The organism is Streptomyces mutabilis, from assembly GCF_014649815.1.
In the GTDB taxonomy this organism is placed as follows: Bacteria; Actinomycetota; Actinomycetes; order Streptomycetales; family Streptomycetaceae; genus Streptomyces; species Streptomyces mutabilis.
The window spans coordinates 1-22712 of the sequence record NZ_BMTT01000012.1 but is presented as its reverse complement, the minus strand read 5'-3'; the positions used below and the strand labels follow the sequence as shown (position 1 = coordinate 22712).

Annotated in this window: 19 protein-coding genes and 2 pseudogenes; 2 read left to right on the top strand and 19 right to left on the bottom strand. The window is 71.9% G+C overall.

Annotation, left to right across the window (positions count from 1 at the left end):
- Positions 1–261: 261 nt before the first annotated feature.
- Positions 262–1134, top strand: coding sequence for a formyltetrahydrofolate deformylase (gene purU, locus IE142_RS23115; protein ID WP_191887525.1), 873 nt, complete (start codon positions 262–264; stop codon positions 1132–1134).
- 236 nt (positions 1135–1370) lie between these two features.
- Here the strand turns inward: purU and IE142_RS23110 are convergent, their stop codons facing one another.
- The 7 genes from IE142_RS23110 to IE142_RS23080 form a co-directional block, all read right to left on the bottom strand.
- Positions 1371–1976 carry a sarcosine oxidase subunit gamma gene (locus IE142_RS23110; protein ID WP_191887524.1) on the bottom strand — a complete coding sequence of 202 codons (606 nt, stop codon included), beginning with the start codon at positions 1974–1976 and terminating at the stop codon, positions 1371–1373.
- Positions 1969–5286 (bottom strand): sarcosine oxidase subunit alpha family protein, encoded by a 3318-nt coding sequence (locus IE142_RS23105; protein WP_191887523.1) that lies wholly within the window; start codon positions 5284–5286, stop codon positions 1969–1971. The genes IE142_RS23110 and IE142_RS23105 overlap by 8 nt, the downstream gene beginning before the upstream one ends.
- 12 nt (positions 5287–5298) lie before the next feature.
- The gene (locus IE142_RS23100; RefSeq protein WP_191887522.1) at positions 5299–6531 is read right to left on the bottom strand and encodes a sarcosine oxidase subunit beta family protein; all 1233 of its coding nucleotides are present in this window, start codon (positions 6529–6531) and stop codon (positions 5299–5301) included.
- Complete coding sequence (gene glyA / locus IE142_RS23095; RefSeq protein ID WP_191887521.1) at positions 6528–7817, bottom strand: serine hydroxymethyltransferase; 1290 nt, start codon at positions 7815–7817, stop codon at positions 6528–6530. The genes IE142_RS23100 and glyA overlap by 4 nt, the downstream gene beginning before the upstream one ends.
- On the bottom strand, positions 7814–8674 hold the full coding sequence (locus IE142_RS23090) for a bifunctional methylenetetrahydrofolate dehydrogenase/methenyltetrahydrofolate cyclohydrolase (protein WP_191887520.1): 861 nt from the start codon (positions 8672–8674) through the stop codon (positions 7814–7816). The genes glyA and IE142_RS23090 overlap by 4 nt, the downstream gene beginning before the upstream one ends.
- Before the next feature lie 38 nt (positions 8675–8712).
- Positions 8713–11151: a GcvT family protein gene (locus IE142_RS23085; RefSeq protein WP_191887519.1), complete on the bottom strand. Its 2439-nt coding sequence runs from the start codon at positions 11149–11151 to the stop codon at positions 8713–8715.
- 206 nt (positions 11152–11357) lie between these two features.
- Entirely contained in the window at positions 11358–12194 is an 837-nt protein-coding gene (locus tag IE142_RS23080) for a methylenetetrahydrofolate reductase (RefSeq protein WP_191887518.1), read from the bottom strand.
- Positions 12195–12324: 130 nt separating this feature from the next.
- Between IE142_RS23080 and IE142_RS23075 the strand changes: the two genes are divergently transcribed.
- Entirely contained in the window at positions 12325–13122 is a 798-nt protein-coding gene (locus IE142_RS23075; RefSeq protein WP_191887517.1) for an IclR family transcriptional regulator, read from the top strand.
- 53 nt (positions 13123–13175) lie between these two features.
- Here the strand turns inward: IE142_RS23075 and IE142_RS23070 are convergent, their stop codons facing one another.
- The 12 genes and pseudogenes from IE142_RS23070 to IE142_RS23015 form a co-directional block, all read right to left on the bottom strand.
- Positions 13176–14339, bottom strand: a complete 1164-nt coding sequence (locus IE142_RS23070) for an NAD(P)/FAD-dependent oxidoreductase (RefSeq protein ID WP_191887516.1) — start codon at positions 14337–14339, stop codon at positions 13176–13178.
- Positions 14336–14698 carry a bifunctional 3-phenylpropionate/cinnamic acid dioxygenase ferredoxin subunit gene (locus tag IE142_RS23065; protein WP_191887515.1) on the bottom strand — a complete coding sequence of 121 codons (363 nt, stop codon included), beginning with the start codon at positions 14696–14698 and terminating at the stop codon, positions 14336–14338. Before IE142_RS23065 ends, IE142_RS23070 begins: the two co-directional genes overlap by 4 nt.
- Before the next feature lie 115 nt (positions 14699–14813).
- Positions 14814–15725: a dihydropteroate synthase gene (gene folP / locus IE142_RS23060; RefSeq protein ID WP_191887514.1), complete on the bottom strand. Its 912-nt coding sequence runs from the start codon at positions 15723–15725 to the stop codon at positions 14814–14816.
- Positions 15722–16927, bottom strand: a complete 1206-nt coding sequence (locus IE142_RS23055) for an NAD(P)/FAD-dependent oxidoreductase (RefSeq protein WP_191887513.1) — start codon at positions 16925–16927, stop codon at positions 15722–15724. The genes folP and IE142_RS23055 overlap by 4 nt, the downstream gene beginning before the upstream one ends.
- Positions 16924–17289 carry a bifunctional 3-phenylpropionate/cinnamic acid dioxygenase ferredoxin subunit gene (locus tag IE142_RS23050; protein ID WP_191887512.1) on the bottom strand — a complete coding sequence of 122 codons (366 nt, stop codon included), beginning with the start codon at positions 17287–17289 and terminating at the stop codon, positions 16924–16926. Before IE142_RS23050 ends, IE142_RS23055 begins: the two co-directional genes overlap by 4 nt.
- A 267-nt stretch (positions 17290–17556) precedes the next feature.
- Positions 17557–18614 (bottom strand): annotated as a pseudogene (locus IE142_RS23045) (chorismate-binding protein).
- A gap of 127 nt (positions 18615–18741) precedes the next feature.
- Complete coding sequence (locus tag IE142_RS23040) at positions 18742–19377, bottom strand: MBL fold metallo-hydrolase (protein WP_191887511.1); 636 nt, start codon at positions 19375–19377, stop codon at positions 18742–18744.
- Entirely contained in the window at positions 19377–20462 is a 1086-nt protein-coding gene (locus tag IE142_RS23035) for an S-(hydroxymethyl)mycothiol dehydrogenase (RefSeq protein WP_191887510.1), read from the bottom strand. Before IE142_RS23035 ends, IE142_RS23040 begins: the two co-directional genes overlap by 1 nt.
- Before the next feature lie 116 nt (positions 20463–20578).
- Positions 20579–20941, bottom strand: a complete 363-nt coding sequence (locus tag IE142_RS37555) for a BCCT family transporter (protein ID WP_368857239.1) — start codon at positions 20939–20941, stop codon at positions 20579–20581.
- Between the two features lie 37 nt (positions 20942–20978).
- A pseudogene (locus tag IE142_RS23025) lies at positions 20979–21455 on the bottom strand (glycosyltransferase); the annotation flags it as partial.
- Positions 21452–22330: a formate dehydrogenase accessory sulfurtransferase FdhD gene (gene fdhD / locus IE142_RS23020; protein WP_191887508.1), complete on the bottom strand. Its 879-nt coding sequence runs from the start codon at positions 22328–22330 to the stop codon at positions 21452–21454. The gene fdhD and the pseudogene IE142_RS23025, both read right to left, overlap by 4 nt.
- A 259-nt stretch (positions 22331–22589) precedes the next feature.
- The coding region (locus tag IE142_RS23015; RefSeq protein WP_191887507.1) for an L-serine ammonia-lyase, iron-sulfur-dependent, subunit alpha at positions 22590–22712 on the bottom strand (123 nt) is incomplete at its 5' end.

The window sequence follows — 22712 nt, the reverse complement described above, 5'->3', positions numbered from 1 at the left end:
CATGGCTTGGTTGCCTTATGCGCAACGCACATCAACTTGCGCAACAAACAGTGCAGCCCGCCCGGACCGCTGTCAAGGGGTCACGGCAGGCCGACGCCACACGGCCCCGGGGAAGACGCGAGCCGTGGCGACAGAGAGGATCCGGCGCGCCAACTCGTCGCGGACCAACGCCGGATCCACCCCTTGACCATGAGCCGCTGCGGCCGGACTATGTTGCGTATCAATCTCACGGTTGCGTAATACGCACTTCAGGAGGGCTCAGTGTCTCTTCGACCCCACCCCGACCGCGAGTTCGTCCTCACCCTCTCGTGTCCTGATCGCTTCGGCCTGGTCCACGCCGTCACGAGCTTCCTCGTCCGGCACTCCGGCAACATCCAGGAAAGCCAGCAGTTCGACGACCGGCTCCAGGACCGCTTCTTCATGCGCGTGCACTTCGAGGTCTCGGACGCGAGCACGCCGCTGGAAGTTCTGCGGGCCGGCTTCGCACCGGTGGCGGAGGCGTACCGGATCGCCTGGCAGCTGCACCACGCGGCGACCCCCACCCGCACATTGATCATGGTGTCGAAGTTCGGCCACTGCCTGAACGACCTGCTCTTCCGCTGGAGCATCGGCGCGCTGAACATCGAAGTACCGGCGATCGTCTCCAACCACCGCGACTTCGCACCGCTCGCCGAGAGCCACGGAATCCCGTTCCACCACGTCCCGGTGACTCCGGAGACCAAGCCCGAGGCGGAGGCGCGGCTGCTGGAGCTCGTGGACGAACTCGACATCGACCTCGTGGTCCTCGCCCGCTACATGCAGATCCTGTCCGACGATCTGTGCAAGCAGCTCGAAGGCCGGGCGATCAACATCCACCACTCGTTCCTGCCGAGCTTCAAGGGCGCACGCCCGTACGCCCAGGCCCACCAGCGGGGGGTCAAGCTCATCGGAGCCACGGCTCACTACGTCACCCCGGACCTCGACGAGGGTCCCATCATCGAGCAGGACGTCGTCCGTGTGGACCACTCGCAGAGCCCGGACGACCTGGTCACCCTGGGCCGTGACGTCGAGGCGCAGGTCCTCGCCCGGGCGGTGGAGTGGCACAGCCGGAGCCGGATCATGATCAACGGCAACCGCACGGTCGTCTTCCGCTGAACGACCGCTACCGGAGGAACACACACGGAAGGCCGCCGCACATCCGGCGGCCTTCCGTGTGCTGCACGGACGGAGGGGAGCAGGCGGCCGGGGGTGGGAAAGCGGCCACGAACGGCGACGACAACCGTCCCGGTGGTCCGCGTCGAGCCACAGCGGTCCACCGGGACGGGCGCGGCCGGCGGTGAGAAGCCGGGCCTCTCGTCGACCGCGCGGCCGGGGGGGGTGCGTGTCCGGCCTCAGGCCCTCCATTCCGTGGACGCGTCCAGCAGCCAGTCCGTCAGGTAGCCGGCGAAGGACGACCGGACCAGCACCCGGAACCCGGCCCCGGGGCCGTCCGGCGCGACCAGCACGACCTGCGCGCGCGCCAGGGTGGTCTGGGCGCAGCGCCCGGCCGGAAAGGCAAGCGGGTGCAGATCCAGCGAGCAGCCGTGGGCCAGCAGGTCGCGGGCACGTGGTCCGGCGACGAGGAGGGTGGTCCGCTGGGCGGAGACGTCGACGACGGACACGAACTCGTCACCGCCGGCCTCCCGGATGCGGCTCTCCAGGTCCTGCCGGCTGCCCGGCGGCCCGAGCACCAGCCACTCGTCGGGACCGAGCCACAGAGCGGTCAGGTTCCCGGCGTGTACGGCCGTGTCGGGTTCGACGGGCAGTCGCAGGCCGAGCACCAGCCCGACGGCGTCCGCTGCCGCCCCCTTCGGATCGAGCCGCACGCTGATCTGGGCGAGCATCGGCACTTCGGCGACTTCCAGGGCTCCGCCCGTGTCCCTGCCGACGCAGGCCAGGCGGTCCGCCATGTGCGCCAGGGGACTGCGGCGCGGGACGGGAGGTACGGCGTCAGCCATCGCGGCGGGCTCCCTCGGGGTCGTAGAGGACGGGGCCGGCGACGGTCACGGGGACCATCCGGTCGCCGACGGGGGCGTAGAGCCGCTCTCCGACGCGGTCGCGGCCGCCCTTGACCAGGGCGAGCGCGAAGGTCCGGCCGAGCGCCGCGCTGCGGTAGCTGGAGGTGACGTGGCCGAGCATCGGTACGGGCGGCGCGGGCAGCACACTGTCGGTGACCAGGTGCGTCCCCTCGGGGAGCAGGGTCCCGGGGTCCTCGGGCAGCAGGCCGACCAGGTGCTTGCGGTCGGGGCGGACGGTGTCGGCACGGGCGAAGGAACGCTTGCCGACGAAGTCCGGCTTCTTCTTGGAGACCACCCAGCTCATGCCGAGGTCCTGCGGCGTCACCGTGCCGTCGGTGTCCTGGCCGACGATCGGGTAGCCCTTCTCCGCCCGCAGGACGTGCATCGTCTCCGTGCCGTACGGGGTGATGCCGTGCGGTCGCCCCGCCTCGTACAGCGCTTCCCAGAGTGCCGGCGCCTCCCACGGCGACACGTTGATCTCGTAGGCCAGTTCGCCCGAGAAGCTGATCCGGCACACTCGCGCCTCGATGCCGGCGACCGTCGTGTCCCGCCACGCCATGAACGGGAAACTGTCGTTGTCCACCGCCAGCGTCGGCGCGAGTTCGGCCAGCACCTCCCGGGAGCGCGGGCCGACGAGGGCCACCGTGGCCCACTGCTCGGTCACCGAGGTGCAGTGCACGCGCAGTTCCGGCCATTCCGTCTGCAGCCACTCCTCCATCCAGTCCAGCACGGCCGCGGCGTTGCCCGTGGTCGTGGTGGCCAGGAAGCGGTCCGGTGCCAGGCGGATGACGGTGCCGTCGTCGAAGACCATCCCGTCCGGACGGCACATCACGCCGTAGCGGATCATGCCGACCTTCAGGGTGCTCATCATGTTGGTGTACAGGCGGTCCAGGAACACGCCCGCGTCCGGGCCCTGCACCTCGATCTTCCCGAGCGTGGACGCGTCCATGAACGCCACGCCCTCCCGGGCCGCCCGGCACTCGCGCAACACAGCCGCGTCCATGTCCTCACCACCCTGGGGGTAGTACCAGGGCCGCTTCCACTGCCCGACGTTCTCGAACAGAGCGCCGTGGTCGACGTGCCACTGGTGCAGCGCCGTGACCCGGACGGGGTCGAGCAGCCGGCCCCGGTCACGACCGGCGAGGGCGGCGAAGGAGACCGGCGTGTAGGGCGGCCGGAACGTGGTGGTGCCGAGGGCGGAGATGTCCACGCCGAGCAGTTCGGCGACGATGCCGCTGGACAGCACACCGGAGGTCTTTCCCTGATCGTTGGCGGTGCCTGCCGTGGTGTAGCGCTTGGTGTGCTCCACCGAGCGCAGACCCGCGCGGGTCGCGCGGGCCAGGTCGTCGACCGTGACGTCGCGCTGGAGGTCGACGAAGCGGGGCGCGCCGGCCTCGCCGGGGACGAGGAAGACGTGCATGGGCGGTGACGGCGGCACGGCGGTCACGTCGGGCAGGCGGAGCTCCGCGGCGGTGTAGCCCGCGGCCTCGATCGCGCGGGCGCCCGCCGCGGCGCCCTCGGCGAGTGCCCCGGCGAGGTCCAGGGTGCCGTTCGCGCCGCCGGCCGCCTCGACGGCCTGGCGGCAGGTGCCGGGGACGAAGGAACCGAGCGTGTCGTCGTAGCGCAGCTTGCCGCCCGCCTGGCTGAACAGGTGTGCCACGGGGTTCCAGCCGCCGGAGACCAGCAGCAGGTCCACCGCGAACTCCCTGCGTGGCGCGGACTCCCCGTACGGGGCGACGGTCACGGCGGTGAGCCGCTCTCCGCCCTCCGTGCCGATGACGGAGTGTCCGGGCAGCACCTCGATCCCGGCTGCCCTGGCGCGGTCCGCCCACCGGCCCGGTTCGGACCGGGTGTCGACGATCGCCGCGATCTCCACGCCCGCCTCGGCGAGGTCGACGGCGGCGGCGTAGGCGCTGTCGTTGGTGGTGAAGACGACGGCGTGGCGGCCGGGCAGGACGCCGTGGCGGTTGACGTGTGCGCGGGCCGACGCCGCCAGCATCACGCCGGGGCGGTCGTTGTCGGCGAAGGCCAGTGAGCGCTCGTGCGCCCCGGTGGCCAGGACGACGTGCCGGGCGCGGATGCGCCAGACGCGCTCGCGGGAGACATGCTCGGGGGCCTGTGCGCCGAGGTGGTTGGTGCGGCGTTCGACGGCCAGCAGGTGGTTGTCGTCGTAGTGGCCGAACACGGTCGTCCGGCGCAGCACTCGCACTTCGGGTGCGGCAGCGAGCTTCTGCCCGGTCTCGGCCACCCAGTCGAGCAGTTCGCCCGTGCCCAGCAGGCTGCCGCCCGGTTCGGGCCGGTCGTCGGCGACGATGACGCGGGCCCCGCTGCTCGCGGCCGCCGCGGCCGCTGCCAGACCGGCCGGACCCGCTCCTACGACCAGCAGGTCGCAGTGGGCGTGTACCGCGTCGTAGCGGGCCGGGTCCGGTTCGGCGGCGAGGCGGCCCTGGCCGGGCAGACTGGTGGCCACCAGGCCCTCGTACAGCTCGACCGTCGTCGCGGGGAGCATCGGCTCGGGGAAGGGGGCCTCGATCTGGACGAGGGCGTTGGGTTCCTCGACCCCCGCGGAGAAGATGCCGCGCGGGCGGCCGAGCTTGATGCTCGTGCCGGCCCGGATCACTCCGTTGGCGAGAAGTGCGGAGGCGAGGGTGTCGCCTCGGTAGCCCTGGTATTCGATGCCGTCGAAGGTGAAGGTGAGCGGCTGGTCGCGGCGGATCCGGCCGCGGGTGGGGTGACGGAACGGCTGGCCCGCGGCGGAGCCGCCGGAGAATTCCGCGCCACCGGCGCCCGTGCCCGTCCCGGCCGGGAGGGACTCAGCCCCTTCCGCTGCGCCGAGGGCCGCGCCGACGGCCCCCCGCTTCGGCCCTGGAGGGGCCCCCTCCTCGGAGTCCGGACGGGCCGCACCGGCCTGAGAAGTCACCGGGCGCGGGGCGGACGTCACTCCGAGCGGCCCGTCGGCCACGCGGCGCCGTTCGGTCGTCGCCGGGCGGTCCTCACCGGGGCGGTAGACCGTCAGGACCTCGTTCGTCGCCGTGTCCCGGACCGCGTTGAACCAGCGGCGGCAGCCGGCCGCGTGGCTCCAGCGTTCGGCGAACGGGCCCTTGGGGTTGTCGCGGAAGAAGAGGTAGCGCGCCCACTCCTCGTCGGTCAGGGCCGCGGGGTCCTCGGGGTAGGGGACGTGCGCCTGGCCGCCGTAGTGGAACTCGGCCTCGTCACGGGGCCCGCACCAGGGGCATGGGATGAGAAGCATGGGTTCGGCTCCCTAGTGGGCTACCGCGGCCGCGCCGTGCTCGTCGACGAGCGCGCCGGTGGTGAAACGGTCGAGCGAGAAGGGTGCGTTGAGCGGGTGGGGGCTGTCGTGGGCGATGGTGTGGGCCAGGACCCAGCCGAGGCCCGGGGTGGCCTTGAAGCCGCCGGTGCCCCAGCCGCAGTTGAGGTAGAGGTCGTCGACGGGACTGAGCCCGACGATCGGTGAGGCGTCGGGGCTGACGTCGACGATGCCGCCCCAGGTCCGCAGCACATGGGCGCGGGCGAAGACGGGGAAGAGCTCCAGGGCGGCCGACATCTGCTCTTCGATGATGTGGAAGGCGCCGCGCTGGGTGTAGGCGTTGTACGCGTCGATGCCGGCGCCCATCACCAGCTCGCCCTTGTGCGCCTGGCTGACGTACACGTGGACCGCGTTGGACATGACGACGGTCGGGTGCACCGGTTCGAGGAGTTCGGAGACCAGCGCCTGCAGCGGGTGGCTCTGGACGGGCAGGTCGATGCCGGCCATCGCGGCGAGCACGGAGGTGTGTCCGGCCGAGCACAGCGCGACCTTCCCCGCCGCGATCGGGCCGAGCGTGGTCTGTACTCCGACGGCCCTGCCGTCGACCACGTCGATGCCGGTGACCTCGCAGTTCTGGACGATGTCGATCCCGGCCGCGTCGGCGGAGCGGGCGAAGCCCCAGGCGACGTAGTCGTGCTTGGCGATGCCGGCGCGCGGCTGGTAGGTGGCGCCCAGCACCGGGTAGCGGACGTCCTCGGAGATGTTGACGATCGGGCAGACCTCCTGGACCTGCCGGGCGTCCAGCCATTCGGCGTCCACGCCGTTGAGCCGGTTCGCCTCGACGCGGCGGACGCTGTCGCGCACGTCCTGGAGGCTGTGCGCGAGGTTCAGCACGCCGCGCTGCGAGAACAGGATGGGGTAGTCGAGCTCGTCCTCCAGCCCTTCCCACAGCTTGAGCGCGTGCTCGTAGATGCCGGCGCTCTCGTCCCACAGGTAGTTGGACCGGATGATGGTGGTGTTGCGGGCCATGTTGCCGCCCGCGAGCCAGCCCTTCTCCAGTACGGCGACGTCTGTGATGCCGTGGTTCTTCGCCAGGTAGTGGGCGGTCGCCAGGCCGTGGCCACCGCCGCCGACGATGATCACGTCGTACGACCGCTTGGGCTCGGGCGTACGCCACAGCCAGTCGGGGTGGTCCGGGAGGTCGGCGCCGGGGGTTCGGGGACTCATCGGGCGTCTCCGGCTTCTGCTTCGGAAAGGTGCGGGTAGAGCGGGTGTTCGGCGGCCAGCGCCTCGGTGCGGGCACGCAGTGCCGCGATGTCGGGCTCGGGCTGGAGCGCCCGGGCGATGACGTCGGCTACCTCGGCGAAGTCCTCGTCGCCGAAGCCGCGGGTGGCCAGCGCGGGGGTGCCGATACGCAGCCCCGACGTCACCATGGGCGGCCGGGGGTCGAAGGGCACGGCGTTGCGGTTGACCGTGATGCCGATCTCGTGAAGGAGGTCCTCGGCGTGCCTGCCGTCGAGTTCGGAGTCGCGCAGGTCGACCAGGACCAGGTGCACGTCGGTGCCGCCGGTGAGGACCCGCACTCCGGCGGCCGCCGTGTCCGGCCGGGTGAGCCGCTCGGCCAGGATGCGGGCGCCCGCGAGGGTCCGGGCCTGGCGTTCGGCGAACTCGTCGGACGCGGCCATCTTGAACGCGACCGCCTTGGCGGCGATGACATGCTCCAGCGGCCCGCCCTGCATGCCGGGGAACACCGCCGAGTTGATCTTCTTCGCGAGGTCGGGGTCGTCGGTGAGGACGACTCCGCCGCGAGGCCCGCCGAGGGTCTTGTGCGTCGTCGTGGTCGTGACGTGCGCGTGCGGCACGGGGTTGGGATGCAGTCCGGCGGCCACCAGGCCCGCGAAGTGCGCCATGTCGACCATCAGCAGCGCCCCCACCTCGTCGGCGATCCTGCGGAAGGCCGCGAAGTCCAGCTGCCGCGAGTAGGCCGACCAGCCCGCGATGATCATCTTGGGGCGGTGTTCCTTGGCGAGGCGTTCGACCTCGTCCATGTCGACGAGGTTGTCGGCCTCGGAGACGTGGTACGGCACGACGTCGAGCATCTTGCCGCTGTAGTTGATGCGCATGCCGTGGGTGAGGTGCCCGCCGTGCGCGAGGTCGAGGCCGAGGACGGTGTCCCCGGGCTGGAGCAGGGCGAAGAAGACGGCGGTGTTCGCCTGGGCACCCGAGTGCGGCTGCACATTGGCGAAGCCCGCGCCGAAGAGGGACTTCACCCGCTCGATGGCCAGCTGCTCGGTGACATCGACGTGCTCGCAGCCGCCGTAGTAGCGGCGGCCGGGGTAGCCCTCGGCGTACTTGTTGGTCGCCACCGACCCCTGGGCCTCCATCACGGCGGTGGATGCGAAGTTCTCCGAGGCGATCATCTCGAGGGTGGACTGCTGGCGGTGGAGTTCGGCGCGGAGCGCGGCGTGGACCTGGGGGTCCAGCTCCGCCAAGGGGGTGTTCAGCGCGTTCATACGGTGCTCAGGTTCCTCTCGGCTGCCTCGACGACATTGGCGAGCAACATGGCTCGGGTCATGGGCCCCACCCCACCGGGCATCGGCGCCAGCCACCCGGCGACCGTGGCCGCCTCCGGGTGGACGTCTCCGACCAGCCCCTGTCCGGTGCGGGTGATGCCGACGTCCAGGACGGCCGCGCCGGGGCGCAGCATGTCCTTGGTGATCAGGCCGGGCGAGCCGGCCGCGGCGACGACGACGTCCGCCTCGCGCACGTGCCAGGCCAGCCCCTTGGTGCCGGTGTGGCACAGGGTCACGGTGGCGTTCTCCGACCTGCGGGTGAGCAGTAGTCCGATGGGCCGCCCGACCGTGATGCCCCGTCCGACCACACACACCCGCGCTCCCGCGAGCGGCACGTCGTGGCGGCGGAGCAGTTCGACGATGCCGCGCGGTGTGCAGGGCAGCGGGGCGTCGATGCCGAGGACGAGCCTGCCGAGGTTGACGGGGTGCAGGCCGTCGGCGTCCTTGGCCGGGTCCATGCGCTCCAGGACCGCGTTCGCGTCCAGGTGGCGTGGGAGGGGGAGCTGAACGATGTAGCCGGTGCAGGCCGGATCGGCGTTCAGTTCGTCGACCATCTCCTCGACCTGCCGCTGGGTGGCGTCGGCGGGCAGTTCACGGCGCAGGGAGGCGATGCCCACCTGCGCGCAGTCCCGGTGCTTTCCCGCCACGTAGGCGCGGCTGCCGGGGTCGTCACCGACCAGGACGGTGCCGAGCCCGGGCGGGCGGCCGGCGGTGGCGGTCAGCTTGGCCACCCGTTCGGCGAGTTCGCGGCGGACGGCGGCGGCGGTCGCCTTGCCGTCGAGCAGCTGTGCGTTCACCGGCAGTGCTCCTCTTCCTCGTACGTCGGCCCTGTGCGCTAGCCACGGAGACGGGACATGGTGGGGTCGAACAGGGGTTCCTCGGCGACGACCGCCTCGACGCGCCGGTCGAAGTAGCCGATCCGCAGGGTGTGGCCGGGGGTGGCGAGCTCCGCCGGGAGCCACGCGTAGGCGATCCCCTTGCCGATCGTGTAGCCGAAGGCGGCGCTGGTGACATAGCCGACGGGGCGGTCGCCGTCGTACACCGGCTCCTTGCCCATGACGACGTCGTGCGGGTCGTCGATGGTGAGGCAGGTCAGCTTGCGCCGCACGTCGGCCCTGCGCCGCTCGAGTGCGGCCTTGCCGATGAAGTCGCCCTTGTCGTGCTTCACGGCGAAGTCGACCCCGGCCTCGTAGGGGTCGTGCTCGTAGGTCATGTCGGTGCCGAAGGAGCGGTAGCCCTTCTCCAGTCGGAGGCTGTTGAAGGCGCCGCGGCCCGCTACGATGCCGCCCAGCGGCCGGGCCGCCTCCCACAGGGTGTCCCACAGCTTCCGGCCCTGGTCGGCGGTGGTGTACAGCTCCCAGCCCAGTTCGCCGACGTACGACAGTCGCATGGCGGTGACGGGCACCGAGCCGATGTACGCCTGCTTGGCCCGGAAGTACTTCAGGCCCTCGCGCGAGAAGTCCTCGTCGGTGAGCGGCTGGAGCACCTGCCGCGCGAGCGGCCCCCACAGTCCGACGCAGCAGGTTCCGGCGGTGATGTCACGGACGGCGACGGACCCGTCGGCGGGCAGGTGCCGGGTGAACCAGTCGAGGTCCAGGTTGCCGTTGGCGCCTATCTGGAAGCGGTCGGGAGCCAGCCGGGCGACGGTGATGTCGCTGCGGATGCCGCCGTCGCGGTCGAGCAGCAAGGTGTAGGTGACGGAGCCGACGGACTTGTCGACCTTGCCGGTGCACAGCCGCTCCAGGAAGGCGGCGGCGCCCCGCCCGCTCACCTCCAGGCGCTTGAGGGCCGTCATGTCGTACAGGGCCACGGTCTCTCGGGTGACCTGGGCCTCCGCGCCGACGACGGGCGACCAGAAGCGCGCCGCCCAATCGTTGGGCCTCCCGAGAGAACGGCCTTCGACCAGGCCGGCGTTGGCCTCGTACCACTGAGGGCGCTCCCAGCCGTTCGCCTCCAGGAAGAAGGCGCCGAGTTCCTGCTGACGGTCGTAGAAGGGGCTGGTGCGCAGGGGACGCAGGTCCTCCGGCGGCTGGAGGGGGTGCAGTATGTCGTAGACCTCGACGAAGTTCCGGCAGTCGCGGGCCAGCACGTACTCCGGGGCCAGTTGGTGCGGCTCGAAGCGGTTGACGTCGCACTCGTGCAGGTCGAAGGACGAACAGTGGCCGTCGACCAGCCACTCGGCCATGGCCCGTCCCACGCCGGCGGAGTGGGTGACCCACACGGCCTCCGCGACCCAGAAGCCCTTGACGTCCGGGGACTCGCCGAGGAGGGGCAGGCCGTCGGTGGTGAACGAGAACAGGCCGTTGATGCCTTCCTCGACCTTGGCCTCCCGGGTGGCGGGGAGCAGTGACCGGGTTTCGGCCCAGGCGTCCTCGAAGTCCTCCTCGGTGAACTTCAGCACCGAGGGCATTTCTTCGGCGTCGTCCACGGACAGGATGTCGTCGGCGGAGACCGGCATGGGGCGGTGGCCGTAGTAGCCGATGCCCAGGCCGTCGAAGCGCTCGCGGTAGTAGAGGTCGGCGTCCTGGTGACGCAGGATCGGGAGCACTGCCTCCTCGGTCCGGCCGGCCAGCGCCGGGACGGGGCCGGTCCAGGCCAGTTGGTGGGCGAGCGGCGTGAGCGGCAGGTTCATGCCGGCCATGCGGGCGATTTTCGGGCCCCAGATACCGGCGCAGCACACGACGATGTCGGCGGGGATCTCGCCCCGGTCGGTGAGAACGCCGGTCACCCGGCTCTCGCTGTGCCGGATGTCCAGGACCTCGTGACGGGCGAGGAAACGCACGCCCCGTTCGGTGGCCCGCCGTATCTGCGCCTCGACGGCGAGGACCGCCTTGGCAAGTCCGTCGGTCGGGATCAGCAGGCCGCCGAGGACCTTGTCCGGGTTCACCAGCGGGTGCTGCTCGACGCATTCCCCGGGGCCGAGCAGTCGGGCCTCGATGCCCCAGGAGGTGAGCCAGCCGTGGCGCCGCTGGAGTTCCGCGACGCGCTCGAGGCTGGTCGCCACTTCCAGGCCGCCGACCTGGAGGAAGCAGGGCTTCCCGTCGACCTCGAGCGAGCTGAACTTCTCGACGGTGTAGCGAGCCATCTCGGTCATGGTCTTCGACGGATTGGTCTGGAAGACCAGGCCCGGCGCGTGCGACGACGATCCCCCCGTGGCAGGGAGCGGGCCCTGGTCGACCACCGTCACTTCGGTCCAGCCTCGCTCGGAGATCTCGTCGGCGAGCGCCGCTCCCACGACGCCCGCTCCGATGATGACCACCCGGGGTCCCGCCATCGCCGCACCTCCGACGTTGAGAAACGTTCTGGTTGCTTTCTGCGCAACAGAGTTCGCGTTGCGCAACTCAATGTGCCCGTCGAGGGGGTGAGTGTCAAGGGGCCCGTGACGTCGGAGAACGGGCCGGAACACGGCAGGTCCCGGCAGGCCGCCGAGGGCCTGCCGGGACCTGCCACCTGTCGTGTGCGGCTCGCGCCGACTGCGGCTCAGCCGCCCAGCCGGTCGAGCAGGGCACGGCGCCAGCGCTCGGTCTCGGCGATCTGGTTGAAGGTGAACACGTGCAGGCCGGCCACTCCCGCCGAGGGTGCGGCGAGCGCTCCGGCACTGCGTGCGAGCAGCCGGTTCGGCGAGTAGCCGCCGGGGGCCGCGAAGCGCAGGAACCAGGAGGGGTGCCTGGTCAGGAACCGGGTCGACTCCCCCACCCCGATCTTCGCCGCCATGGACAGCAGCTTGGTCCGCTGCACGGGCCCCGCGACGCCGATCCGCAGGGGCAGAGTCACGCCGCGACGTCGCATCCGGCCCACCCAGCCGCCGAGAACCACCGGATCGAAGCAGAGGTTGCTGACGATGTACGTGGCGTGCGTCCGCTTGTCCCACATCGCCTGGACGAGGCGGTCGTCGTCGATCAACGGGTGGCTCTCGGGATACCCGGTGATACCGACCTGCGAGAAGGGACTGCCCAGCTCGTCGAGTCTGCGCAGCAGCGGCAGCGCACTGCCGTAGGGCCCGGCCGGCGGATCGGCGTCACCCGCCGGGACGAAGACGTCGTCGACGCCCGCGCCCCTGAGCCGGTCGACGACGTCCTTCAGATGCGCGTCGTCCCGTACCAGCCGGGCGGGCACGTGCGGAACGACGCGGTGGCCGTGCACCGCGAGCCGGGTGGCGAGGTCGAGCGTGGGCTCCAGGCCCTTGACCGGCGACGCCGTCACGGTGACGGCGATGCCGCGGGGAACTTCGGCGAGGACCTTGTCCTCGGTCGTCTTCGCGGGCAGCACCTCGTAACGGACGCCCTCCAGCAGCTCGCGGAAGAATTCGCCGCTCATCGCACCTTCCTTCGCGATCCGGGCGAGGGGAGCCCTCACCGTATGCATCGAGTTGCGCACGCTCATGCATCCGCGCCGGCCCTCGACGCACACCTCTGTCCGCCATGTTTACCGGGCGTATAGTTTCGCCATGAGCAACTTCAGTCCGGAATACGAAACCACCAGTTCTCCGGCCGGCGGCGTGCAGTCCGTCGATCGCGCCATCACCGTGCTGGAGATCCTGGCCCAGCGGGGTGAGGCCGGAGTCAGCGAGGTGGCCGCCGAGATCGACGTACACAAGTCCACCGCGTTCCGACTGCTCGGCGCCTTGGAGGCACGGGGCCTGGTGGAGCAGGCGGGTGAGCGCGGCAAGTACCGCCTCGGCTTCGGTCTCGTGCGCCTCGCCGGTGCGGTCACCGGCCGGATCGACATCACCCAGCAGAGCCGCTCGGTCTGCGAGCGTCTCGCCGAGGAGATCGGTGAGACCGTCAACATCGCCGTGATGCAAGAGCACTACGCGATCAACCTCTACCAGGTGCGCGGCCCCGGCGCCGTCACCGCGCACAACTGGGTCGGCCAGCTGACCCCGTTGCACGCGACCTCCAGCGGCAAGATCCTGCTGGCCCACATGCCCCGCGAGGAGCGCGCCGTGCTGCTGTCGGAGGTCGGCCTGAACAAGGTGACCCCGCGCACCCTGTCGACGAAGACGAAGCTCGAGAAGGACCTCACCGTGGCCCGGGAGCGCGGTTACTCCTGGAGCCTGGAGGAGTTCGAGGAGGGCCTGCACGCCATGGCCGCGCCGGTCCGCGACCGGGAGGGGAAGGTCATCGCGGCGCTGAGCGCCTCCGGACCCGCCTACCGGCTCACCGAGGAGCGCATCCACGAACTCGCCCCGGTGTTGGTCAAGGGCGCCGAGGAGGTCAGTCACCGCATGGGTTACCTGGGCTGAGACGGCGCGGACCGAGGTCACCGCGGCAACGGCGGGGCAGGCCGGTCGGCATGTCAGGGCGGTGGGGCGGCCAGCTGCTTGCGCCATCGCATGAACTGACGTGGTCTGTTCATGCCCAGCACGGCTACCGGGCGCCCGGCACGCCGGTAGACGGCCAGGACGTCACGGTCCTGCGGGGAGCCTTCCGCGATCGTCACGCTGTCCGCGCCCGCCGCATGACCGGCGAACTGGATCTTCACGCCGTACTGGTCGGACCAGAAGTAAGGCGGCCGGGGCACGCCCGGTTCTTTCGCGCCCCACGACAGCAGGGCGGCGACAGCCGCGTCCGCCCGCTCCCGCGCACCGCTCCAGTGCTCGATACGCCGGTGCGTCCCGGCCCGCGGGTCGTACCAGGCGGCGCAGTCACCCACCGCGACGACGCCCGGCACGCTCGTGGTGCCGTCTGCCCCGCAGCGCACCCCGTCGCCGAGCGCGACGCCGGAACCCTCCAGCCACTCGACACACGGGCGCGCCCCGACACCGACGACGACCGTGTCGGCGGGGACGGTACGGCCGTCGTCGAGGACAACTCCATCGACCCGGGTCCCACCGATCAGACCCTTGACGCCCACGCCGCACAGCAGCCGTACGCCGTGATCCGCGTGGAGGGCGGAGACGATCCCGCCCATCGTCTCACCGAGCGGTCCGGCCAGTGGGGTGGACGCCGCCTCGACCACCGTTACGTCGAGCCCGAGGGCGTGAGCGGTGGAGGCGACCTCCGCGCCGATGAACCCGCCACCGATCACCACGAGTCTGCCGCCCAGGGCCAGATCGTCCCGCAGGGCACGGGCGTCGTCGAGGGTGCGCAGGGTGTGCACACCTGCCAAGCCGCCGGCGTCCGGGAGCGTCCGCGCGGCCGCACCGGTCGCGATGACGATGCCGTCGGCCCGCACCTCCCTGCCGTCGGCGAGGCGCACGGCGCGCCGCTCTTTCACGAGCCGGGTGGCGCGGGCCCCGAGCAGCCACTTGGCCGCCAGGTCCTCGCCGTCCCGCTCCAGCGCGAGGTCGGCCTCACCGGTCTTGCCGGCCAGGAACTCCTTGGACAGCGGCGGCCGGTCATAGGGGCGGTGCGGTTCCTCGCCGACGACGATCAGCCGCCCGTCGAAGCCCTGGTTCCGCAGCGAACGCGCTGCTGACAGACCCGCCAGCGAAGCACCCACCACGGCCACGGCCCTCATGTGCGACCGCCCGCGAGCCTGGCCGCGACGCAGGGCGGCAGGTTGGGGGCGTCCGTGGACAGCCGGACGTAGATCATGCCGTCCTGGACGACGACGTCGTGCGTACGGACCGGGAGTCGGGCCGGCGGGGCGTCGACGGCTCCGGTCCGCAGGTCGAACTTCGACGCGTGCAGCGGGCATTCCACCTCGCAGCCCTCCAGCCAGCCGTCGGCGAGAGAGGCGTCCTGGTGGGTGCACGTGTCGTCGATGGCGTAGATCTCGCCGTCCTCGGTGTGGAACACCGAGACCGGCGGATCGGTGTCGAGCCGGTAGGCCTCGCCTCGCGGGAGCTCCGCGAGACGGCACGCGGGAATCATCATGACACCTCGGTGCGTATAACGAAACGAATTGCGGTGAACGCAACGCCAGTGTGAGGGCGGCCCCGAAGCCCTGTCAAGAAGCTCACGGACCCTCGCGGCGACCACGTCCGGGGGTTCACGGCGTCAGGGTCCATGCCGCCTCCGTCGGGGCGTGACGGCCCCAACGGGCCGTGACCCGCACGGCGTCCGATGTCGAGGCGACATCGTGGACACGGACGCACCAGGCGCCCTGCGCGGCCGCCAGGACGGAAACCGCGGACGTGGCCGCGTCCCGCAGCCCGGCCGACCGAGGCCTGCCGGTCACCGGGTCCGCCAGCAGGCGGCCCAGGAAGGACTTCCGCGCCGCGCCCACGAGAACCGGCCGGCCCAGGGCGACGATCTCCCTCAGTCGGGCGAGCAACTGCCAGTTGTGATCGGCGTCCTTGGCGAACCCCAGCCCCGGGTCCAGGATCAGGCGGTCCGGCGGGATGCCGGCGTGCAGCGCCGCATCGACACGCAGCCGCAAGGCGTCGGCCACCTCGGTGACAACATCGCCGTACCCGGCGCGGGCCTGCATGCCGTCGGAGTGCCCGCGCCAGTGCATGGCGACGTACGGCGTCCCGGCCTGCGCCACCAGCGGCAGCATGGCGGGATCGGCGAGTCCCCCTGAGACGTCGTTGACCAGCGCCGCGCCCGCCTCGATGGCGCGAGCGGCAACCTCGGCCCGCATGGTGTCGACGCTGACGGCCACACCGGTTGCGGCGAGTTCGCGGACGACGGGCAGCACGCGCCGCAGTTCCTCCTCGACCGGCGGGCGCACCGCCCCGGGGCGGGTCGACTCGCCGCCCACGTCCAGGATGTCCGCGCCCTCGTCGACCAGTGCCAGGCCGTGCGCCACGGCCCGGCGCGGGTCGTACCACCGCCCACCGTCGGAGAACGAGTCGGGCGTGACGTTCACGATCCCCATGACCAGGGTCCGGTCCAGCCGGGGAAGCCCGCGCGGGTGCTGTGCGGGAACTCCCCGGCCCGTCCACGTCGCGGTGCTCATGCGGTTGCGGTCCGGGCGGCGTCGGCGGCCAGCTGCCGCCGACGGCGGGTGAACTCCTTGGTCCGGGCCACACCCAGCACGGCGACCGGATGTCCGGCGCGACGGTACACGGCCAGGAAACTCCGGTCGGCCGGGTCGCCGTCCTCGACGGTCACCGTGTCGGCATGCGCGGCGTGCCCGGCGAACTGGATGCGCACGCCGTACTGGTCGGACCAGAAGTACGGCGGCCGAGGCGTGGCGAACGGGGCGGCACCGCCGGAGAGCAGGGCGGCGACGGCAGCCGGCGCGCGCTCCTTGGCTCCGGTCCAGTGCTCGATCCGACGATGGACGGCGGCGGCCGGGTCGTACCAGGCGGCGCAGTCACCGACCGCGACAACACCCGGCACGCTGGTGGTGCCGTCTGCCCCGCAGCGCACCCCGTCGCCGAGCGCGACGCCGGAGCCCTCCAGCCAGCCGGTGCAGGGGACGGCGCCGATCCCAAGGACGACGATGTCGGCCGGGAGGCGGCGTCCGTCGTCCAGCAGGACGGCCGACACCCTCCCCCGCTCCGCTCCGGAGCGGTCACCCGGTCCGCACGTCACCCCGCGCACACCGGTCCCGCACAGCAGGCGAACGCCGTGGTCGCCGTGGAGCGGGGAGACGGCCGCCGCCATGTCCCGTCCGAGCACGCCGGACAGCGGAGCGGGGCCGGCCACGACGAACGTCACCTCCAGGCCCATACCGCGCGCCGTCGAGACCACTTCGGCGCCGACGAACCCGCCCCCGACGACCACCAGCCGACCACCGCGCGCCAGATCGTCCCGCAGGGCCCGGGCGTCGTCGAGGGTGCGCACCACGTGCACACCGGTGAGGCCGGCGCTGCCGGGCAAGGTCCGTGCGGTGGCCCCCGTGGCGATCACGACGCCGTCCGCACGGACCTCCCGGTCGTCGGCGAGTCGCACGGAACGCTCCCGGGTCCCCAGGCCGACGGCTCGCGCGCCGAGCAGCCACTCGGCACCGAGGTCCTCATCGTCCGCCTCGAGGGAGAGCTCGGCCTCGGTGACCGCTCCGGCGAGGAACTCCTTCGACAACGGGGGCCGGTCATAGGGGCGGTGGGGTTCGTCACCGATGACGACGAGCCGCCCGTCGTACCCCTGTCCACGCAGCGAGCGGGCGGCGGACAGCCCGGCGAGCGAGGCGCCCACGACGGCCACGGTCCTCATACGGCGCCTCCGGCCATCCGGGCGGCCACGCAGGACGGCGGCAGGTTCGGAGGGGCGTCGGACAGCACGACGTGGATCACGCCGTCCCGGACGACGACCTCGTGGGTGCGCACCGGGAGCCTGGCCGGAGGGGCGTCCACCCTCCCGGTGCGAAGGTCGAACTTCGAGGCGTGCAGCGGGCATTCGACCCAACAGCCCTCCAGCCAGCCGTCGGACAGCGAGGCGTCCTGGTGGGTGCAGGTGTCGTCGATGGCATGGATCTCGCCGTCCTCGGTGTGGAACACCGCGACGGGCGGGTCGGTCTCGAGCCGGCAGGACTCGCCCCGCGGCAGGTCGTCGAGACGGCACACGGGAATCACCATGGCACCTCGTTGCATATAGAGAAACAGAGTGCGGTTGACGCAACGAGTCTGCGGGCGGTGGGAAGTTCCTGTCAAGGCACGGACGGGGCCGGAACGGACAGGGGGGCAGGCGTACCGCACCGGCGGCTCCGGGGACGGCGAAGCCCCCGGGTAGTGCGCACGCGCGGGCGTGCCAGGCAAGGAAGCCGAGGTGGCGTCGGCACGCGAGAGCGGCCCCGGCGGCTGCGGCCGCCGGGGGTTTGGTGTCCCGAGCCGATCGGAGGGAGTTCAGACCGCGCGGGGACGGACGGCCGCAGGAAGCGGCCTCGACGAGGCCAGGCTCGACAGTCGGAAGGCTTTCAGTTCGGTCTCGTCCCGCTCCCGTTCCGGATCGGATCGCCACGTGATGCCGGCGCCCGTGCCGAAACGCAGCACCGGCCCTCCTTCGGTCGCGCGGTCGATCCAGAACGTGCGGATGCCCACGGCCAGTTCGCCGGTGCCCCGGTCGGCGTCGACCCAGCCGATGCCGCCGCAGCACGGACCGCGAGGCGCGGTCTCCAGGGCGGAGATGACGCGCAGCACGCTGGTCTTGGGCGCGCCCGTGACGGATCCGGGCGGGAACGTCGCGGCCAGCAGCGCGGCCCACCCAGTGCCGCCCGTCAGCTCGCCGCGCACGGTCGAGACGAGGTGCACCAGGCCGGGATGCTCTTCGACGGCGCACAGGGCCGGAACGGTCACCGACCCGGTGACGCAGACGCGGCCCAGGTCGTTGCGGACCAGGTCCACGATCATCACGTTCTCGGCGTAGTCCTTGTCCCGCAGGTCCCGCGCCCTGCGTCCGGTACCCTTGATCGGCCCGGACTCCATGGTGCGGCCGACACGGCGCAGGTACAGCTCGGGCGAGGCGGTGGCCACCTCGACGCCGTGCGCGGGGAGCCGGACCGTACCGGCGTACGGCGCGGGATTGCCACGGGCGAGCAAGGCGGTCAGGGCGTCGGCGGCCGGTCCGGGCAGCGGCGCGGACAGCACTCGGCAGAGGTGTTGGCCTGGTAGATCTCGCCGGCCGCGATGTGCTCGCGGACGCGGCGCACGCCCGCGGTGTAGGCGGCGCGGTCCAGGGACGAGGTCCAGTCGCCGGCGGCCGGTCCGCGCCAGGCTCCGGCCGCCGGCGCGGGCGGTGGCTCGGGGCGCACGTCATCGAACCGGGCGCGAACCAGACGGCCTTCGAAGTCCGCGACGACCGCCCAGAAGCCGGCGGAGTCCAGAGCCGCGGGGTCGCTGGTCACATCGCGCAGGCCGGTGGCGACGAGCCCGCCGAAGCGGGCCAGCGGGGCGAGGTCGTACACGATGGTTCGTCCAGTGAGGTGGTGGGGCGGGTGGTGGCGGAGCGAGCCGGGCGGGGCGCCCGGCCGCGGCCGGCGCCCGAGGGGCACCGTGGCGGTCGAGCGCCCCGAGGGGCGGGGCCGCACCGCGTCACCAGCCGCGGGCGACCCACTCCGCGAGATACGGTGCCTCCGCGCCGATCGTGGTCGTCTCGCCGTGACCGGTGTGGACGACCGTCTCTGCCGGGAGCGCCAGCAGCCGGTCACGGATCGAGGTGATGATCACGCCGAAGTCGCTGTACGAGCGCCCGGTCGCGCCGGGCCCGCCGGCGAACAGCGTGTCACCGCTGAACAGCGCGCCCAGGTCGGGCGCGTACAGGGACACGGCCCCCGGAGCGTGTCCGGGCGTGTGGAGCACTCGCAGGCCGATGCCCGCCACCTTGAGCTCTTCGCCGTCGGCGAGCGCGCCGTCGGGCCGCCGGTCCGGGTGCGCCAGGTCCCAGAGCACCTCATCGTCGGGGTGCAGGAGGACGTGGGCGCCCGTGGCGTCCGCCAGCTCGGGTGCCGCGTTCACGTGGTCGTCGTGGGCATGGGTGCACACGATGGCCGACAGACGACGGTCGCCGAGGGCCCGCAGGATCGCGTCGGCGTCATGTGCCGCGTCGACGACCAGTGCCTCGTCGTCGTCACCGACGATCCACACGTTGTTGTCGACGTCCCAGGTGCCGCCGTCGAGGCTGAAGGTCCCGCTGGTGACGAGGCGTTCGATGCGGAGTGCGCCGGCCATCACAGCACCACCACGGAACGCAGCACCTCACCGCGGTGCATTTTCTCGAAGGCCTTCTCCACGTCGCCGAGTCCGATGGTCTCGCTCACGAACGCGTCCAGGTCGAACCGCCCCGCCAGGTAGAGGTCGACGAGCGCAGGGAAGTCACGGGAGGGCAGGCAGTCGCCGTACCAGCTGGACTTCAACGAGCCTCCGCGGCCGAAGACGTCGAGCAACGGCAGTTCAACGGTCATCTCGGGTGTGGGCACGCCGACCAGGACGACCGTGCCGGCCAGGTCGCGGGCGTAGAAGGCCTGCTCGTACGTCTCGGGCCGGCCGACCGCGTCGACGACCACGTCCGCACCGAGGCCTCCGGTCAGCTCGCGGACCGACGCCACGACATCCGCACCCCTGCCGTCGACCACATGCGTGGCGCCCATGGCCATGGCCTGCTCGAGCTTGCGCGGGTCGAGGTCGACGGCGATGACTTTGGTGGCGCCGGCGAGCCTCGCCCCCGCGACGGCGGCCATGCCGACCCCGCCACAGCCGATGACCGCGACGGAGTCGCCTCGGCCCACGGCACCGGTGTTGACGGCCGCGCCGAAGCCCGCCATCACACCGCATCCCAGCAGCCCCGCGGCGGTGGCGGGAGCGGCCGGGTCGACCTTGGTGCACTGGCCCGCGGCGACGAGCGTCTTCTCCGCGAAAGCACCGATGCCGAGCGCGGGCGAGAGCGGGGTGCCGTCGAGCAGGGTCATCGGCTGCGTCGCGTTGTGGGTGGCGAAGCAGTACCAGGGCTTGCCCTTGCTGCACGCCCTGCACTGCCCGCAGACCGCACGCCAGTTGAGGACGACGAAATCACCCGGCTCGACGCCGCTGACCCCCTCTCCGACGGCCTCGACGCGGCCAGCCGCCTCGTGCCCGAGGAGGAAGGGGAACTCGTCGTTGATGCCACCCTCCCGGTAGTGGAGGTCGCTGTGGCAGACGCCGCACGCCTCGATCGCGACGAGCGCCTCGCCCGGCCCCGGGTCGGGGACGACTATGGTCTCGACGGAGACCGGGGCGCCCTTCTCTCGGGCGACGACGGCGCGAACCTCGTGAGCCATGGGCTACTCCTCTGACCAAAACTCTCGACTATGTGTTGCTTAATCAGCTACACGAACCACTATACGCAACTGAGGATCGATGACGGGAAGCTACGAGGTCAAGGGGCCGACCACCATCAGGTGTGCAGGGTCTCGGTTTCGCCCGGTTCCGGACCGGCCCCGGCCGCCCGGCCGGTGACCTCCGAGTCCGCCACCCCGGTCGTCGACACACTGTCTTCCGGTGCCTGTTCGTCACCGACGGCGGCGACCGGCACCCGGGGCGCCGGTTCGTCTCTCGGCTCGCTGCGCAGGGCCTTCACCAGGGAGACGCACAGGCCGATCATCACGAAGAGGAACGGGAAAGCGGCGATGATGGCCACCTGCTTGACCGCGTCCAGGCCGCCGGCCAGCAGCAGGACGGCGGCCACCAGGCCGGTCAGCGCGCCCCAGAGGATCACGACCGGGCGGCCGGGGTTCAGGCTGCCCCGGCAGGAGAGCATGCCGAGCACTACCGAGGCCGCGTCGGCGCCGCTGACGAAGAACAGACCGACCAAACCTGCCGACATGGCCGGAGAGCCAGTAGTGGGAGTGGACCAGGTCGTAGTAGCCGGGGCGGTGACCGGCCCAGGCCCGCATCACGCCGTGCGTGAAGGCGCACAGCTGGGCCGAGAGGTCCTCCTTGGCGAGGCCCTCGTAGGGGCCGGCGTCGACGTGCCGGACCAGGACGCCGGGGGCGAGCCGGACGGCAGGCGGGAGTCCCCCGGCCGTCGCCCGCGTGAAGACCTCCACCTCGATCCCGAGGGCGGCCAGGCGCTGCGCGAGGTCGACGATGTAGACGTTCATGCCGCCGGCGTCGCCGGTGCCGGGCTGGTGCAGCGGGGAGGTGTGCACGGAGAGCATCGCCACACGGCGCGGGCGGCGGGCGGCGCCGCCCGGTCGCGGCCGGGGCGGGCCGGCGAGGACGCCGGAGGCAGGGTCGCGCCCCCCCTCGGCCGCCGACACGTGCCGACTCACCCCGACCCTCCCCCTTCGGGTCGCCGTGCTCTGCCGTCCGCCGACCGCAGGTCGATCCGCTGCTCACCCGTGTACACGTTCATGGAAGCGCCGCGCAGGAAGCCGACGAGCGTGAGCCCGGTCTCGCCGGCCAGGTCCACCGCGAGGGAGGAGGGCGCCGAAACCGCGGCCAGCAGCGGGATGCCCGCCATGACCGCCTTCTGGGCCAGCTCGAAGGAGGCCCGGCCCGAGACGAGCAGGATGCTCTGGGACAGCGGCAGATCGCCGGACCGCAGCGCACGGCCCACGATCTTGTCCACGGCGTTGTGCCGTCCCACGTCCTCGCGCACATCCAGCAGTCGGCCCCCGGGCGCGAACAGCCCGGCGGCGTGCAGGCCTCCGGTGCGTTCGAAGACCCGTTGCGCCGCCCGCAGCCGATCGGGGAGAGTTGCCAGCAGTCCGGAGGTGACGCGGACCGGGGGCAGATCGGAGACCGGCCAGCGGGCGGTGGTCCGTACGGCGTCCAGGCTCGCCTTCCCGCACAGCCCGCACGAGGAGGTGGTGTACACGTTGCGCTCGAGCGAGACCTCGGGCACCGGCACGCCTTGGGCCAGCCGTACGTCGACGATGTTGTACGTGTTCGCCCCGTCCCCGTCCACGGCCCCCGCGCAGTACGCGATGTTGGCCACGTCCTCGGCACTGCCGAGGACGCCCTCGCTCACCAGGAACCCGGTGGCGAGCGCGAAGTCGTCGCCGGGTGTGCGCATGGTGATCGCCAGTGGCTCGCCGTTCAGTCTGATCTCCAGCGGCTCCTCCGCGACGAGGGTGTCCGGGCGGGTGCTCGTCCCACCATCCCGGATGCGCAGCACGCGCCGTCGCTCGGTGACCCGTCCCATGTCCTGCTCCCGGTTCTGTGCTCGTGGGTGACGACCGCCGTTCGCCGGCATCGCTCCCGTCCGGCACCGTTGGCGGGCGGCGACGGCGCCAGGGTGGCGCGAGAGCGGCGCACCGCTCCTCGATGCCGACGGAACCGCGGCGCAGCAGGGGTTCGCCACCCGTGAGGCGAACCTCCTGTGCCGACGGGCCGGGGGCCGTCCGTCCCCGCACCGGCCCGGTCACGCTCGTTCATGAAAGACGTTTCCGACACTCGTGCCGTCAGCACTCGATGACGTTGACGGCCAGCCCGCCCCGGGCCGTCTCCTTGTACTTGACCTTCATGTCGGCGCCGGTGTCCTTCATGGTCTTGATGACCTTGTCCAGGGACACCTTGTGCGAGCC

Coding starts and splice junctions, on each gene's coding strand:
- IE142_RS23055 (WP_191887513.1), bottom strand. CDS start 16,927: ATGAGGACCGTGGCCGTCGTGGGCGCCTCGCTCGCCGGGCTGTCCGCC.
- folP (WP_191887514.1), bottom strand. CDS start 15,725: ATGAGCACCGCGACGTGGACGGGCCGGGGAGTTCCCGCACAGCACCCG.
- IE142_RS23110 (WP_191887524.1), bottom strand. CDS start 1,976: ATGGCTGACGCCGTACCTCCCGTCCCGCGCCGCAGTCCCCTGGCGCAC.
- IE142_RS23075 (WP_191887517.1), top strand. CDS start 12,325: ATGAGCAACTTCAGTCCGGAATACGAAACCACCAGTTCTCCGGCCGGC.
- IE142_RS23065 (WP_191887515.1), bottom strand. CDS start 14,698: ATGATGATTCCCGCGTGCCGTCTCGCGGAGCTCCCGCGAGGCGAGGCC.
- IE142_RS23040 (WP_191887511.1), bottom strand. CDS start 19,377: ATGGCCGGCGCACTCCGCATCGAACGCCTCGTCACCAGCGGGACCTTC.
- glyA (WP_191887521.1), bottom strand. CDS start 7,817: ATGAACGCGCTGAACACCCCCTTGGCGGAGCTGGACCCCCAGGTCCAC.
- IE142_RS23085 (WP_191887519.1), bottom strand. CDS start 11,151: ATGGCGGGACCCCGGGTGGTCATCATCGGAGCGGGCGTCGTGGGAGCG.
- IE142_RS23080 (WP_191887518.1), bottom strand. CDS start 12,194: ATGAGCGGCGAATTCTTCCGCGAGCTGCTGGAGGGCGTCCGTTACGAG.
- IE142_RS23035 (WP_191887510.1), bottom strand. CDS start 20,462: ATGGCTCACGAGGTTCGCGCCGTCGTCGCCCGAGAGAAGGGCGCCCCG.
- fdhD (WP_191887508.1), bottom strand. CDS start 22,330: ATGGGACGGGTCACCGAGCGACGGCGCGTGCTGCGCATCCGGGATGGT.
- IE142_RS23070 (WP_191887516.1), bottom strand. CDS start 14,339: ATGAGGGCCGTGGCCGTGGTGGGTGCTTCGCTGGCGGGTCTGTCAGCA.
- IE142_RS23105 (WP_191887523.1), bottom strand. CDS start 5,286: ATGCTTCTCATCCCATGCCCCTGGTGCGGGCCCCGTGACGAGGCCGAG.
- IE142_RS23050 (WP_191887512.1), bottom strand. CDS start 17,289: ATGGTGATTCCCGTGTGCCGTCTCGACGACCTGCCGCGGGGCGAGTCC.
- IE142_RS23100 (WP_191887522.1), bottom strand. CDS start 6,531: ATGAGTCCCCGAACCCCCGGCGCCGACCTCCCGGACCACCCCGACTGG.
- IE142_RS37555 (WP_368857239.1), bottom strand. CDS start 20,941: ATGCTCTCCTGCCGGGGCAGCCTGAACCCCGGCCGCCCGGTCGTGATC.